10 protein-coding genes are annotated in these 15,432 nt (G+C 52.2%); 9 read left to right on the forward strand and 1 reads right to left on the reverse strand.

From position 1 onward, the window contains the following. Window positions 1–4: 4 nt before the first annotated feature. From KJY78_RS03870 to KJY78_RS03890, 5 genes are all read left to right on the forward strand, one after another. The gene (locus tag KJY78_RS03870; RefSeq protein ID WP_214337299.1) at window positions 5–238 is read left to right on the forward strand and encodes a hypothetical protein; all 234 of its coding nucleotides are present in this window, start codon (window positions 5–7) and stop codon (window positions 236–238) included. A 20-nt stretch (window positions 239–258) separates the two neighbouring features. Then, window positions 259–2,010, forward strand: a complete 1,752-nt coding sequence (locus KJY78_RS03875; protein WP_214337300.1) for a site-specific DNA-methyltransferase — start codon at window positions 259–261, stop codon at window positions 2,008–2,010. After that, complete coding sequence (locus tag KJY78_RS03880) at window positions 2,010–4,757, forward strand: DEAD/DEAH box helicase (RefSeq protein ID WP_214337301.1); 2,748 nt, start codon at window positions 2,010–2,012, stop codon at window positions 4,755–4,757. The genes KJY78_RS03875 and KJY78_RS03880 overlap by 1 nt, the downstream gene beginning before the upstream one ends. Window positions 4,758–5,004: 247 nt before the next feature. Beyond that, complete coding sequence (locus KJY78_RS03885; RefSeq protein ID WP_214337302.1) at window positions 5,005–6,930, forward strand: site-specific DNA-methyltransferase; 1,926 nt, start codon at window positions 5,005–5,007, stop codon at window positions 6,928–6,930. Window positions 6,931–6,933: 3 nt separating this feature from the next. Next, window positions 6,934–9,909, forward strand: a complete 2,976-nt coding sequence (locus tag KJY78_RS03890) for a type III restriction-modification system endonuclease (RefSeq protein ID WP_214337303.1) — start codon at window positions 6,934–6,936, stop codon at window positions 9,907–9,909. A 131-nt stretch (window positions 9,910–10,040) separates the two neighbouring features. On the opposite strand, the gene KJY78_RS03895 is transcribed toward KJY78_RS03890, so the two are convergent. After that, window positions 10,041–10,349: a hypothetical protein gene (locus KJY78_RS03895; RefSeq protein ID WP_214337304.1), complete on the reverse strand. Its 309-nt coding sequence runs from the start codon at window positions 10,347–10,349 to the stop codon at window positions 10,041–10,043. 514 nt (window positions 10,350–10,863) lie between these two features. On the opposite strand from KJY78_RS03895, the gene rpsL reads away from it, so the two are divergent. The 4 genes from rpsL (at window position 10,864) to tuf (ending at window position 15,258) form a co-directional block, all read left to right on the forward strand. After that, complete coding sequence (rpsL, locus tag KJY78_RS03900) at window positions 10,864–11,238, forward strand: 30S ribosomal protein S12 (RefSeq protein ID WP_214337305.1); 375 nt, start codon at window positions 10,864–10,866, stop codon at window positions 11,236–11,238. Then, on the forward strand, window positions 11,238–11,708 hold the full coding sequence (gene rpsG / locus KJY78_RS03905) for a 30S ribosomal protein S7 (protein ID WP_214337306.1): 471 nt from the start codon (window positions 11,238–11,240) through the stop codon (window positions 11,706–11,708). The genes rpsL and rpsG overlap by 1 nt, the downstream gene beginning before the upstream one ends. 83 nt (window positions 11,709–11,791) lie before the next feature. After that, window positions 11,792–13,906, forward strand: coding sequence for an elongation factor G (gene fusA, locus KJY78_RS03910; protein ID WP_214337307.1), 2,115 nt, complete (start codon window positions 11,792–11,794; stop codon window positions 13,904–13,906). Between the two features lie 158 nt (window positions 13,907–14,064). Beyond that, a complete protein-coding gene (gene tuf, locus KJY78_RS03915; RefSeq protein WP_214337308.1) occupies window positions 14,065–15,258 on the forward strand; it encodes an elongation factor Tu in 1,194 nt (397 codons plus the stop codon). Window positions 15,259–15,432: the final 174 nt, after the last annotated feature.

Below are 15,432 nucleotides of genomic sequence, written 5' to 3' on the forward strand. Positions count from 1 at the left end.
GTAGATGGCGGCGCAACGCTTGCAGCTCACCTGGTATAACAAAGACAAGGCGCTTATTCCCACTGAAAAGGGTAAGTACGGTTATACCTGGGTTGATCCGTCTGATCCGCGCTACTGTGAAACCCACACGCTGGTTTACGATGAATTTGTACGGGGGGGGGGGGGCAAACTCCAAAGTCTGATGAGTTTGCGTACTCCGAGCGCGCGGATCTTGAACCGCAAGACGATAATCTACTGATTTTAGGGGAATCCGGTGATGTGCTTGAAGCTCTCACCAGGGTTCCGGAGCTGGCTGATAAATATGTTGGCAAAATTAAATTAATATATATTGACCCGCCGTTTAACACGGCGCAGACTTTTGCCTCTTACGAAGATAATCTCGAGCATTCAATCTGGCTTACGATGATGCGCGACCGGCTGACGCACATGAAAAAACTGCTCGCCGATAACGGGTCGATTTGGGTGCATCTTGACTACGCAGAAAATCATCGGATGCGTTTGCTGCTGGATGAGGTTTTTGGTGCGGTAAATTTTGTTGCAGAAATTGTTTGGGAAAAGGTTTATGCGCCTCAATCCCACGCTCAACGTGTTTCGGTTGATCAAGACGTGATTCTCTGCTACGCGGCAAGCAAAGCAACCCGGTTGCACAGGATGCCGAGAACCGCAGCCGAAAACGCGCGCTACAGTAACCCGGATAATGATGTCCTGGGAATTTGGAAGTCTGGCGATTTATCAGCACCGGGAAACCTCAGTGGTAAGCGGCAAGGCCCGAGTCTTTTCGGGATTCAGCACCCAATCTCCGGTGCGGTGCATTTTCCAGTCAGGGGCGGCCAGTGGAGGTTTAAGACCTCACGGCTTTTGGAGTCGCTGTCTGAATTTGGGCACTACGTTTTTGCTGAGCCTGATCTTAAGGCGCGTGCTCAGCAAAGCGGTCTTAAGACGGACCAGCTGCGGCAGGATATTCCAGACCTGCTTATCGACCCTGAGCTTGCCGCAGAATCTCGCGCTATGGCCGAGCGGCGCATTCAGCGGGGAGCCTGGCCCGAGTTTTTTGTTAAGGAGCGCGGTTTTGGGCGGAAAGTTTATTTGCCACCGGTTGGTCAGCCCGCGCGATCGTGGTGGTCCAACGATCAGGTTGGGCACAATCACGAGGCGAAGTCTGAGATCAAGGCGCTTTTTCCCGACCAAGCGGTTTTTTCAACTCCCAAGCCTGAGCGCCTGCTGGAGCGGATTATTCACATCGGCTCCAACCCCGGCGATACTGTGCTCGATGTTTTCGCAGGCTCTGGCACCACCGCCGCGGTGGCACAAAAAATGGGGCGGCGTTGGGTTACGTGCGAGCTTTTAGCAGCCACTTTTACCCGGGTTACCCGGCCGCGGTTAGAAAAGGTCATTAACGACGAAGATCCCGGCGGCATAACTCGCACAAAAGGCGAGCGCGTCGCCGCCGATAATGCGCAATTTCCCGAGGGGGTCAGCCCCGATGACGCGGCGAAATTTACGAGTGTTTTAAATAAGCTTATCGCCGATGATGCCGCAGCGAAGCGCGATCCGCTTGTAAAAGCGCTAAAAAATGCGGCTAAAACTAAGCGCACCAAAGAAGTGCTTAACTGGCGTGGCGGCGGCGGTTTTCAGGTTGCGCACCTGTCGCCCGCCTGTTTTGACTACGACCCTGAGCTGGGCAGGGTGCTGTTAACCCCGGAGGCGACCGGGCAGGTGTTAATTGAATCGGTTGCGGCCAACCTCGGCTTTACCCTGTTGCACGCGGATGACGACCACGTTTTTGACGCCCGGCGCGGCAGTGCCCTGTTAAAGGTTATTGAGGGCGTTGCCACGACTGAAATTACAGACTGGCTGGCAGCGCACGTGCGGCCCGGTGAGACGATCACGCTCGCCGCCACAGGCGTTGCAGACGGGGTGCGGGAGTATCTGCGGCGCACGGTTAAAGGATCGCGAGTGGTGGCGCTGCCGGATGACCTGTTTAACTACTCAGAGGATGGCGAGCTGTAATGACAACTCGATTAAACATTAGTTTTGATTCTGATATGCTCGAAGCAATCAGCTCCGAGTTTGAGCTGCGCGCCCCCAATAAAGCAGCGCTGCGCCAGCTGATTTTTACCCTCGACGGGGGATATGAGCCATCCGTTATGCAGGTGCTCAACCTCGCCACCGGTGTCGGTAAAACCTATTTAATGGTCGCGTTCGTGGAGTATCTACGCCGCCAGGGTGTGGGCAACGTGGTGATTGTTACCCCTGGTAAAACTGTGCAGGCGAAGACGGTACAGAACTTCACCCCGGGTTCGCCGCGCTATATTAGCGGATCTGTTGTGCCGCCCGAGGTGGTCACCCCGCAGGATTATTCAGCGTGGGTGACCCGGCAAAACGGTTTAGCGCCGCTTGTATACGGCCGTGAAGTGCCGCTGCTGGCGTTTATTTTTAATATTCAACAGCTGATCGCGCCCAAAGATGCCGAGGGCGAAACCCGCGGTAATACTCAGGAGGCGATGCGGCGCAAACCCCGCCGCTTTGACGAGAGCGCGGGTGTGCTGTTTGACTACTTAAAAGAGCTCGACGATCTTGTTGTGATTGCTGACGAGTCGCACCTGTACAGCTCAAGCGCGGTGGCGTTTAACGCGGCGTTAAAAGAGCTTGATCCGGCGGCGGTGGTCGGTTTAACCGCGTCGGCGGATAAAAAAGTTGACCGTGTTATTTACGAGTATCCGCTCTACCGTGCGATTCAGGATAAGTATGTGAAAGCTCCGGTGTTGGCGTTTCGTAAAGCCGGATACGGTATTGACGAGACCTCTGAAGAGCAGCAATTGCGGGATGCCTTGCAGTTGCGCGCCATCAAGCAGCGCCACTATGACGCATACGCCACTAGCAAAAACTGCGCCCGTGTTAACGCCGTTGTGTTTGTGGTTTGCGCTGATGTTGAACACGCCACCCAGGTCGCTAACCTGCTGCGCACCCCGGAGTATTTCGGCACAGACGAGGCCGTGCTGCAGGTGGATTCGAAACACGAGGATGAACTGACGCAGCATCGCCTTGATACACTCGATGCCCCGGAATCTGCTGTGCTTGCCGTAGTCAGCGTTAATAAACTTAAAGAGGGCTGGGATGTAAAGAATATCGCGGTTGTTGTGACCCTCCGGGCGATGGCTTCTGAGGTGTTAACGCAGCAGACGATGGGGCGCGGGCTGCGTCTGCCGTTCGGAAAATATACCGGGGTTTGGCAGATCGATCAGCTCGACATCATCGCGCACCAGTCTTTTACTGAGCTGCTGCGTGCTGAAAACGTGTTGCAACAGTTCGGCTTAGAAGAAGCCGTTTCAGAGCAGAATAAGGTCGTGGTTGCGGATGCGATCCGCGCGGCAGCTGCGCCAACAGGTGACGGCGTGGGCTCGGCACCGAGCTGTGGTGCTTTGCCGGCAGCTGCGCCAACAGGTGACGGCGTGGGCTCGGCACCGAGCTGTGGTGCTTTGCCGGCAGCTGCGCCAACAGGTGACGGCGTGGGCTCGGCACCGAGCTGTGGTGCTTTACATGCTAACTCGACCGGTGGTGTCTTGTTGGGTACTGCGAGTGGAGCTGCTTTACCAGCTGGTGCGAGCGGAGCTGCTGAGCTGTATGCGACAGCGGATGCCGCCGCCGTGGGCGCGCAATCTGGGGCGGTTTTTGTTGGCGGCGATACCGCGCCCGGAGTGGGAATTTGCGAGCTTAACGATCGCGAGCTGAGCGCTGCCGCAGAGTCAGCTGCAGATCCGGTTTTTATTGAACGCAACCCGGTTTTTGCCGATGTTACATACTATTTTCCGGTAACGACGGTGACTATGCGGCCGCCAGTGGTGCAGCTGGCTAAGATTGATGACGCGCAGGTGGAGCAGGCCGCGCGCCGAGTCACCTCAACAGGGGAAATGCTGCATCGCAAGGAGATTGTCGCCGTGCTCGGTAAAAAGCTGCGGGCAGAGGATCGCGAGAGCGCTGAGGTCGACTCTGTTTATGTGAGCGATGATAAGGCTCAGAATGCGCTGGTGCAGCTGGTGATGAATCTGCCGCTGGTGCCTAAAACCGAACAGATTGCCCGTTACGTAAAAACGTTTTTAGTACCGAAGTTTATGCAATCTGTGACGTTTGCCGGGTGGAGTGTAAAATCCCTTGATTCTGCGCGTGCCGAGCTGGCAGATCTTGTGCGGGCTCACGTGAAAAATGCGGAGCGTCAGATTCCCGAGATTCCTGTTATCCGCCCCGTGGCCATGCCCGGTGACGGGTATACGCTGCCGCTGGGAGCGAGGGTGCACGCGCAGATCGAGTCGCGCGCGCAGTTTGTGAGGGGTCGAGTGTATGGCGGATGGGCTAAGTCACTGTTTGAAGCTGAGTCTTTTGACTCTTACAGCGGCGAGTACAAGCTGGCGCAGCTGCTAAACACCGACCCTAGAATTAAATGGTGGCACCGGCTACATCCGCAGGATAAAGCCGCTGTTTATTACAACGCGAAAGATCGCTATTTTCCAGACTTTGTTGCGCAGGACACTGAGGGCGTGTACTGGATTATTGAGGGTAAATCGGAGCGGGGGCGTGATGATGCTCAGGTTAATGCTAAGCGTAAGGTTGCTGAGGCTCTGGTGCGTCAGCTTATTACTGAAGACGCTTATGAGGGGCAGCACTGGGGTTATCTAATCGCCTACGAAAAGGATGTTGCCAAGGCTGAATCTTGGGAAGATCTCAAAACTTTTGCACACCCCGTTAGCAGTGCGCTTTAGCCGTACGGCTCGGGTCTCGAGCCGTGAGTCACGAACCTCGAGCCTTGCCGAGGCGGCGCTTAAACACATAGGCGGTTGGGTTTTCTCCGGGGGGGGGGTGTGAGCGGCAATTTGTGCGGTGATTAAACGCTGTATTTTGTGGTATATTTTGTAGAATATACAATTTACAATCCACTCCGGAGAGGTACGAACTGTGCGGCATCGCTGATATTTGCGAGGTCGTCCCGAATGAACAGGAGATCGCGCAATGATCCGTGATGCACGCGAACATAACGAAGCCGTTACTCCCAATGAATTTAAGCTCGAGCGACTGTGTGCAGCACTACCAGAGTATTTCGATAAAAATGGGGCATTCATGCTTGACCGGTTTCAAGAGAGCCTTAAGGAAGGTGATGTGAGCATCACCAAGGAAGGCTACGAGCTTAAATTCCTCGGCAAATCGTATGCTAAATACCTCACCTCCACCGAGACTGAAACCGTTGTAGTTCCAGATCTTGAACATAATAACCAGCCGCAGAACAAGGAATCAGAGAACCTCTATATTGTTGGCGATAACCTTGACGCGCTCAAGCATCTGCTCGGCTCGTATGCGGGGAAAGTTAAGTGTATTTACATAGACCCGCCATATAACACCGGTTCCGATGGGTTCGTCTACAACGATGACTTTGGCTTCACTCCTGCGCAGCTGGTCGACAAAATTGGACTAAGCGAAGATGAAGCGGCACGTGTCCTCGACCTTCAAGGTAAGTCTTCGCATTCTGCGTGGCTGACGTTTTTATACCCTAGGTTACAGCTTGCCAAAGAGCTGCTTTTAGATGATGGTGTCATTTTCATCAGTATCGATGATAACGAACAGGCGAATCTACGCCTGTTGTGCGATGAGGTGTTTGGTGAGCAAAATTATGTCGCCTGTGCGCCTAGAAAAACAGGTGCCGGATCTGCCGCGTCGAGATCCGAAGCGGTATTGCGTAAACTGAACGATTATGTATTGATTTATACCAGAGGTGAAGGTGCATCCTTAAGCCGTCTCGTAAAGGGGAAAAAAGTTTATCCCTACAGAGACGATCATGGTGATTATCGACTCGGTCAATTTCACGCCAGTGGCTCAGATGCCACCAGGGTGGCGCGACCTAATATGTGGTATCCAATATTTGTCACTCCGGACGGGACGCTTTCTCTTGAGAAATCTGATAATGCCGTAGAGGTGGTTCCTCCGCTATCAAACGGGATGGAAGGTAGGTGGCTTTGGAGACCTGAAAAGTTCAACTCCGAGGCCTCTCGCTATCTTGTCTTTGATGGTTCAAAAATTCAACGCAAGATTTATTTAAATCCTGTGGAAGATCAGACCGAGTACCAAGTCGATAGAGCGTGGTTTGACGAATATACAAACGCAGCAGGATCAAAAGAATTTGACTCGTTATTCGACCGAAAGAAAATCTTTGATCATCCGAAATCGACTGCGCTTTTGCGACGGTTATTCAATCTGATTGATAAGCCTGGTGCAGTAATTTTAGACTTTTTCTCGGGATCAGCGTCAAGTGCTGAAGCTGTTCTCCGAATGAATGCGCATGACCAGGGGAATCGCAAATTCATAATGGTTCAGCTTCCTGAATTAGTGGAAAAAGGTAAACCAGCAAGTCAGGCTGGTTACCGCACTATTGACGAGATTGGCCGTGAGCGTATCAAGCGTGCGGCTGCGAAGATTAAGGATGAAACCGGTGCGGATATTGATTACGGGTTCAAGCTGTATCGCCTGGAGGAGCCGTCTGGTAGGGTGCTTGAGGACCTGGAAAAATTCAACCCAAACGATGCTGATGCTCTTTTTACCGGTGATTATGTGGAGAAGTTTTCCCTTAGGGGCACGCCTGGGCATGACACCGTGTTGGCAACATGGCTGGTGAAGGACGGCTACGGGCTTACAATATTGGCAGAGAGAGTGAAACTGGCCGGTTATGAGCTTGATGTGTGCGGTGACTCTGGCTATGTCATTAACACCGGGTTGACCAGTGATGATGTGGTTAAGCTTGTCCAAATGTTGGAGACTGGTGAGCTGGGATTGTCTCGTGTTGTGGTGTTTGGTTACTCGGTTGAGTTCTCGGTGATGCACGAGTTGAAGAAAAATTTGGCTGTGTTAAAGTCGGGTAAAACCGTTGATGTTATCGAAAGATTCTAGCTTATGCAGATCAGGCTTCAAACTCTCGATCATCAACAGCGAGCGTTGATCGCGGCGGCTGGCGTGTTCGCGGGTGTTGATCTTAGTTTCTCGTCTGCCACGGAAGCGAATCCGGTTTTTGACGTGAGCAATCCACAGCTCAAGCATAATATTGCGCAACTGCAGGCTGGAGCTGTTGACGGTGTGGCTGCTGTGCCGCGCGCGTGGCGTACTCGTACTGACGACGGTGTGTTGGGTGTGGACATTAAGATGGAGACTGGTACTGGCAAAACCCTGGTGTACACGCAGTTGATGTTCGAGCTGAACCGGCTTTACGGGTTTCATAAGTTTATCATCTTGGTGCCTTCGACTCCTATTAAGGAAGGTACCCGATCGTTCATGAAAGCGGACTATGCGCAACAGTATTTTGATGACACCTATGGCGGTCGTTTCAAGCTGGATCTTGACGTGCTCGATCCACAGCAGCGCTCGAAGGGGCGTAAAATGTTTCCTGCTGCGATAGCGAATTTCGTGCAGGCCTCCAGATTGGTGAAAGGCCGGATCAGGGCGTTGTTGATGACCGATGGGATGCTGCAGTCGAAAACGACGATGGCAACGGTGTACGATCAGTCGGTGTTGGGGATGTCGAGTCAACCGTATGAGGCGTTGGCGATGACTCGCCCGGTGGTGATCATTGACGAACCTCATCGATTCCGACGCGAGAATAAGGCTTATCAAGTCCTACTCGAGCAGGTTAAGCCGCAAGCTGTTTTCCGTTTCGGGGCAACCTTTCCGAAATTTGAAAAGTCCGGGGTTACAGATTACAACAATCTCGTGTTTAATCTCGGCCCTGTTGAAGCATTTAATGAGCAGCTTGTTAAGGGCGTGACGATACAATATCCCCAAGACGACGGTAGCGAATCTGTGCGGTTGAAACTGACTGGTATGTCACGTTCGAAACCTAAGAGCGCTACGTTTAACAACCTCGATACCGGCAAATCCATAACGTTGCGGGTTGGTGAATCTTTGGGCGATCTGGACGGTGATTTTGCCGGTCTTGCGGTTGAGAGTGTGGGCAAGACCGAGAACGTGCTGATCAAATCCGGTGTTACGTTATCGAACGGGCAGATTCTTACCACGGGCGATATTTTGGCTAGCCGCGTGTATTCGGAGACTTACCAGAGCTTAATGATGAAGCAAGCTCTGGATAATCATTTTGAGACTGAGTGGGAGAACTTCCGGCGCTCCACCAAAGTCAAAACACTCACGCTGTTTTTCATCGACTCGATCGAATCCTATCGCGGTGAGGACGGGCCGGGGCATCTGCGTGCATGTTTCCACGAACTTCTTGCAGCCAAACTGGGTGAGCAAATCACCGAGCGCAAAAACGACACATCAGTAGTCGGTCAGGAGTACCTTGCTTATCTGCGTGCGTCACTGGCGGATGTGGCTGCGACGAATGGCGGCTATTTCTCTGCGGATAATTCCTCGAGCGATGATGCTATCCAAGCTGAGGTTGATCAGATTTTACGTGACAAAGAGTCTCTGCTTTCGTTCGTGAGTTCGGATGGCACGCCCAATACGATGCGGTTTATTTTCTCGAAGTGGACGTTGCGTGAGGGGTGGGATAACCCGAATGTATTCCAGATCGTGAAGCTACGCTCATCCGGTTCAGAAATCTCGAAGCTGCAAGAAGTTGGGCGAGGTCTTCGCTTGCCCGTAGACGTTAGCGGTGCACGGCTTGCGCACGAGCAGTTTTACCTCACTTACTTGATTGATTACACCGAGAAGTCGTTCGCTAATAGACTGATTGGCGAGATTAACTCTGATGTTGCGGTGGCAGCACCGTCTGTGAAGGAACTTTTGCCCAGGGTGGCTGCAGAGCTAGGAATGAGTGAGGATGATTTGTTCTTCGACTTGTGGCATGCACATAAATTTGTAGATCGTGATTGCAACATTTTGGAAGGCAAGGAACAAGAGCTGTTTAACCATTATCCACAGTTCAACGTGGGCAAGCTCAAGCCTGACAAGGTCGTCACGAACAAATCCAAAACCAAGGTGGGGATTCGCCCTGGGCGGTATGCTGAGCTTAAAGAGTTGTGGGAGGCTGTTAACGCCAAATATTATCTGCGACTCGAAGACCTCAGTGAACAAGAAATTGAAACTTGTGTCGACGGCATTTTGGATTCGAAGATCTACACCGCTCAGACTGGGCGATTTACGCAAGAGACGATTGGGCGCGGTGACAATGGCGAGCTGATCGCGGAGACATCAACTAAGTCCGTGTTCTTCGTCGATGACACTCTCACTTATGCTGACTGGCTCAAAGGAGTCTATCTGCAAACCTATCTGCCGATCCAGGCGATCAACGCTGGTCTTGTGCGATACAACGCGAAGCATCCGTTGCCAGAGGGGTTCTTCAACAGGGCCACGCTCAGTCGATTCGTCGCACAGTTTTACGAGTGGATGAAATACGAGTTTATTAATCGTTTTTCATACACCCGTATCGATGCACCGCTAGGAGCCACAGCGCTTACTGAACCAAGCGGAGAACCTTTGCGTGATATTGTCCAGGGAAACATCGGTATTTATCGTGATGCCAGCGTTAACGTGCCTGATAAGTTTCTCTACGATGCGTTTGTCTACGATTCGCCGAAAGAAAAGGACAACATCCAAGACTCCGACGTGCTCGATGAGGTCGTTGTCTACGGCAAGATCCCGAGGCGTTCCATTCGCGTTCCTGTTTACTTCGGTGGCAGCACAAGCCCGGACTTCATGTACGTGTTGAAAGGTGCAGACGGCAAAATGTCACTGAACTTTATCATCGAAACCAAGGATGTTGAAGCACAGTCGGATCTGCGCGAGTTAGAGAAGCTACGGTTCAAGGCAGCTAGGAGGTTCTTCGATTCCATCAGTGACGAGAACATCAAGGTTCAGTTCTCCCCGCAGCTTAAGCACGACGACATCATCGTGCTCATCAAGCAAGTTGTGTCACAGTGATTAGTTAGAATGACATTCACAGCAATCTGCCATAGCCACGAGCCTCACCGGGTGGCGCGCAAAGTATAAAGGCGGTCGCTTTCACACATTGCGTGCCGAGAATAACCGCCTATGCCGTTACGGTAACGGGGTTACCTTCTAAAACGCAGGCTTTCGGAAAGGCTTTTGCGCGGTTTGCGCCACGTCATAACAAAGTAAATTATTGCAATAGTGCTGATCACAATTAGTATTCTGATGTATTCCGGCTCGAAAAGCAGGACGCGCTGTCCCTCTTCTAGTGCAAACCAGGCTTTAATAATCCCGGGAAAATAAATTATGCTGTCGGTTAGATGCGCGATTCCAAAAACCGCGAATACAGTAAGGAACAGGATGCTCCATCCCAGAAACAGCCCCAAAACTGCGGTGTTAATGATGTTTCCGATCCTTGTGAAAAGTTTCATTTTTATCCTTCCGGTGCTTCCCGAACGTGAATTGAAACAGTTGCTGCATAGTCCACGCAGCAGCTATTCTTAGTCGCGATTATAACACAATCCCCCCCTCCTCCTACGCAAAAGCCTTAAAAATTTGAGGGGAGGGATTCGACGCGATCCGCCGACTCAAACGTGCAATACTAGCGCGGGCACAGTCAGGGACAGGCAGGAGCAGTCAGGCTCAGTCAAGCACAGTCAAGCGGCAGGCGTGAGGCGCGATCCGCCGCCTTCCCGGAGTTATTTCCTAAGCACGGTTTGCATCCCGTAACGCCACAGCGTAATATAGGTTAGAAGTGTTTCACCTTGTGGCTTGCCATAAAAAGAACACTCAGGGTCCCTGGGCGTGCGCCCATTACCCCCACGGCATACCTGCACCAGTTACCGCACCGGCGGTTGCGGCAGGTTGCTACCGCCTCAGGTAGCAAGTGCTGATTAATTATTCCAGCATTGCTGTCACCGTGCAGCATCTAACAAGGAGAATAAGTTGCCTACAATTCAGCAGCTAGTTCGCAAGGGTCGCTCACCTAAAGTTTCTAAAACTAAGGCACCGGCTCTTAAAGCGAACCCACAGCAGCGTGGCGTGTGTACCCGTGTGTACACAACCACACCAAAGAAGCCAAACTCTGCGATGCGCAAAGTGGCTCGTGTGAAACTGTCTAACGGAACAGAGGTTACCGCCTACATTCCGGGCGAGGGTCACAACCTGCAGGAGCACTCAATGGTGCTCGTGCGTGGCGGTCGTGTTAAAGATCTACCTGGCGTGCGTTACCGTATCGTGCGTGGCGCGCTTGACACCCAGGCAGTAAAAGGCCGGCAACAGGCTCGTAGCCACTACGGTGCAAAGAAGGAGAAGAAGTAATGCCGCGTAAAGGTCCTGCTCCTAAGCGCCCAGTTGTTGCGGATCCGGTTTACGGATCACCCGTTGTAAGCCAGCTGGTTAATAAAATCCTGCTCGATGGCAAAAAAGGTCTTGCCGAGCGTATTGTTTACGGCGCACTTGAAAAGGTTGCCGAAAAAACAGGTGAAGACGCAGTTGCAGTGCTGAAAAAAGCGCTTGACAACGTGCGCCCAACCCTTGAGGTGCGTTCTCGTCGCGTTGGCGGCAGCACCTATCAGGTGCCTGTTGAGGTGCGTCCGCACCGCGCAAACACGCTCGCACTGCGCTGGCTCACCAGCTACGCAAAAGATCGTCGCGAGCATACTATGACAGATCGCCTCACAAACGAGATTCTTGATGCTTCTAACGGTCTTGGTGCTGCTGTGAAACGTCGCGAAGACACTCACAAGATGGCGGAGTCAAACCGAGCATTCGCTCACTACCGCTGGTAAAGTGCACTGTGTGCGGGCGTGTTTTTACGCTCGCACACTCTTGCAAACAGCTAGATTTAAAAACTTCGTAAAAAGGAGAACTTGTGGCACAAGACGTGCTCACCGACCTGAATAAGGTTCGTAACATAGGCATTATGGCGCACATCGATGCTGGTAAAACCACCACAACCGAACGCATTCTGTTTTACACGGGTGTGAATCACAAACTCGGTGAAACACACGATGGAGCCTCAACAACAGACTGGATGGAACAGGAGAAAGAACGCGGTATTACAATTACCAGCGCGGCGGTAACCTGCTTCTGGAACAACAACCAGATCAACATCATCGACACCCCCGGTCACGTTGACTTTACCGTTGAGGTTGAGCGCTCACTGCGCGTGCTCGACGGTGCTGTTGCTGTTTTTGACGGCAAAGAGGGTGTTGAGCCCCAGTCTGAAACAGTATGGCGACAGGCGGATAAATACGAAGTGCCACGCATCTGTTTTGTTAACAAGATGGATAAAATGGGCGCTGACTTCTACTTCACAGTAGACACAATCGTGAGCCGTCTGGGTGCAAAGCCGCTGGTTATGCAGTTGCCAATCGGTGCTGAAAACGACTTTATCGGCGTTATCGACCTGCTCACAATGCAGGCGTTTGTGTGGCCCGGTGACGCAAAGGGCGATGTGACCCTTGGCGCGCAGTATGAGATCCGCGAGATCCCTGCCGAGCTACAGGCAAAAGCCGAAGAGTATCGGGCAAAGCTCGTAGAAACCGTTGCTGAAAGCGACGACGCGCTGCTCGAAAAGTTCTTTGAGGGCGACGAAATCAGCAACGACGAAATTAAAGCGGCTCTCCGCAAGCTCGTTGTTAAAAACGAAATCTTCCCGGTATTCTGCGGCTCTGCGTTCAAAAACCGTGGTATCCAGCCAATGCTTGACGCGGTTGTTGATTTCCTCCCTAACCCGCTAGATATCGGCGCTATTAAAGCTCACGATCCGTCAGACGAAGAGAAGATAATCGAGCGCAAGCCTACAGCTGGCGATCCGTTCTCGGCTCTCGCGTTCAAGGTTGCGGTGCACCCGTTCTTCGGTCGCCTCACCTACGTGCGCGTGTATTCTGGTAAGGCTGCAACCGGTGCGCAGGTTATTAACTCCACTAAGAGCAAAAAAGAGCGGATCGGTAAAATCTTCCAGATGCACGCCAACAAAGAAAACCCTGTTGACGAGCTCACAGCCGGTAACATCTACGCGGTTATCGGCCTGAAAGACACCACAACCGGTGACACCCTGTGCGACCCTGCAAACCAGGTTGTGCTCGAGGCTATGACCTTCCCTGAGCCGGTTATCGAGGTTGCGGTTGAGCCTAAGACCAAGGGCGATCAGGAAAAAATGTCGACCGCTATTCAGAAACTTGCTGAAGAGGATCCAACATTCAGGGTGAGTTTAAACCCTGAAACGGGGCAAACGGTTATCGCCGGTATGGGCGAGCTGCACCTTGATATTATCGTGGATCGTATGAAGCGCGAGTTCAAGGTTGAGGCTAACGTTGGTAAGCCGCAGGTCGCATACCGCGAAACAATCCGCCGCACGGTTGAAAAGCACGATTACACGCACAAGAAGCAGACCGGTGGATCTGGTCAGTTCGCGAAAGTGCAGATCGCTATTGAGCCGCTTCAGGTTGAGGGCGATGCAATCTACGAGTTCTCAGACAAGGTGACCGGCGGTCGTGTGCCGCGCGAGTACATCCCGTCAGTTGATGCCGGTATTCAGGATGCGATGCAGTACGGTATCCTCGCTGGATTCCCGGTTGTTGGTGTGAAAGCTACTCTGCTTGACGGGCAGTATCACGATGTTGACTCATCTGAGATGGCGTTTAAGATCGCTGGCTCGATGGCGTTTAAGGAGGCGGCTCGCCTAGCGCAGCCGGTGCTGCTTGAGCCTGTTATGGCCGTTGAGGTGCGCACCCCTGAAGAATACATGGGTGATGTAATCGGCGACCTTAACTCACGCCGTGGTCAGGTACAAGCAATGGACGACGCTTCGGGCGTTAAAGTTGTGAGCGCACTTGTGCCACTGTCTGAAATGTTTGGTTATATCGGCGATCTGCGTTCTAAGACTAGCGGACGCGCTGTGTTCACCATGCAGTTTGACTCATACGCTGAAGTTCCTAAGGCTGTGGCTGATGAGATCATTCAGAAAGCTCAGGGTGCTTAATTAATTAGATGCCCTGCTGGAGCCGTTTAGGCGGTATTCAGCAAAACCTATTGTGCTTTAGGGCATAATGGAATAAGTAATCTACAATCCGAAACCTGTGTTACTTCCTCAGAAATTGGGTGCAAGCAACACACACTACAACGTCCCAGGAGGATGAATTGGCTAAAGCAAAGTTTGAGCGGAGCAAACCGCACGTAAACATTGGTACCATTGGTCACGTTGACCACGGTAAGACGACCCTTACCGCTGCTATTTCGAAGGTTCTTGCAGAAAAATTCCCTTCAGAGACCAATGTGCGGCGCGATTTTAACACAATTGACTCAGCTCCGGAGGAGCGCCAGCGCGGTATTACCATTAACATCTCACACGTTGAGTATGAGACGCCAAAACGTCACTACGCGCACGTTGATGCTCCAGGTCACGCTGACTACATTAAGAATATGATCACCGGTGCTGCTCAGATGGACGGCGCGATTCTTGTTGTTGCTGCAACTGACGGTCTTATGGCACAGTCTAAAGAGCACATCCTGCTCGCAAAGCAGGTTGGCGTTCCTTATCTGCTAGTTGCGCTTAACAAGTGCGACATGGTTGATGATGAAGACATTCTCGAACTCGTTGAGATGGAGGTTCGTGAAGAGCTTTCTAAGAACGGTTTCGATGGTGATAACGCACCTGTTGTTCGCGTATCAGGCTTCCAGGCACTTGAGGGTGACGCAAAATGGACTGACTCTATTGTTGAGCTTATGGAAGCTGTTGACGAGTCAATTCCAGACCCGGTACGCGACAAAGACAAGCCGTTTTTGATGCCGATTGAAGACGTGTTCACCATCACCGGTCGTGGCACCGTTGTAACAGGTCGCGCTGAGCGTGGTACTCTTGCGATCAACTCTGAGGTTGAGATCGTAGGTCTGCGCCCGACTCAGAAAACAACCGTTACCGGTATTGAAATGTTCTACAAGCAGCTTGATGAGGCATGGGCTGGCGAGAACTGTGGTCTGCTGCTTCGCGGCACCAAGCGTGAAGACGTAGAGCGCGGTCAGGTTGTTGTTGCTCCAGGTTCAATTACCCCCCACACCAAGTTTGAGGGCAACGCATACATTCTGAAGAAAGAAGAGGGTGGACGTCACAACCCATTCTTCACCAACTACCGCCCTCAGTTCTACTTCCGTACCACTGACGTAACCGGTGTTATCTCACTTCCAGAAGGCACTGAAATGGTTATGCCCGGAGACACCACTGAGATGACCGTTGAGCTCATCCAGCCAATCGCTATGGAAGAGGGTCTTGGTTTCGCTATTCGTGAGGGTGGTCGCACCGTTGGCGCTGGTACCGTTACCAAAGTTATAGAGTAACCTCCTTACTACTCACAGCTAATAGAGCCTGGCTTTTGCCGGGCTCTATTTTTATTTGTGCGGGTGTGCAGATGTGTTGTGTGCGGGATCTGCTGTGGGGGGGGGGGGGGCTTGTGGATGGAACATATAGGCGCGCTGGTTCTGTGGGAAACTGCTGGAATGGTGCTGGCGTTC

This window comes from Canibacter zhuwentaonis (assembly GCF_018531145.1).
In the GTDB taxonomy this organism is placed as follows: Bacteria; Actinomycetota; Actinomycetes; order Actinomycetales; family Microbacteriaceae; genus Canibacter; species Canibacter zhuwentaonis.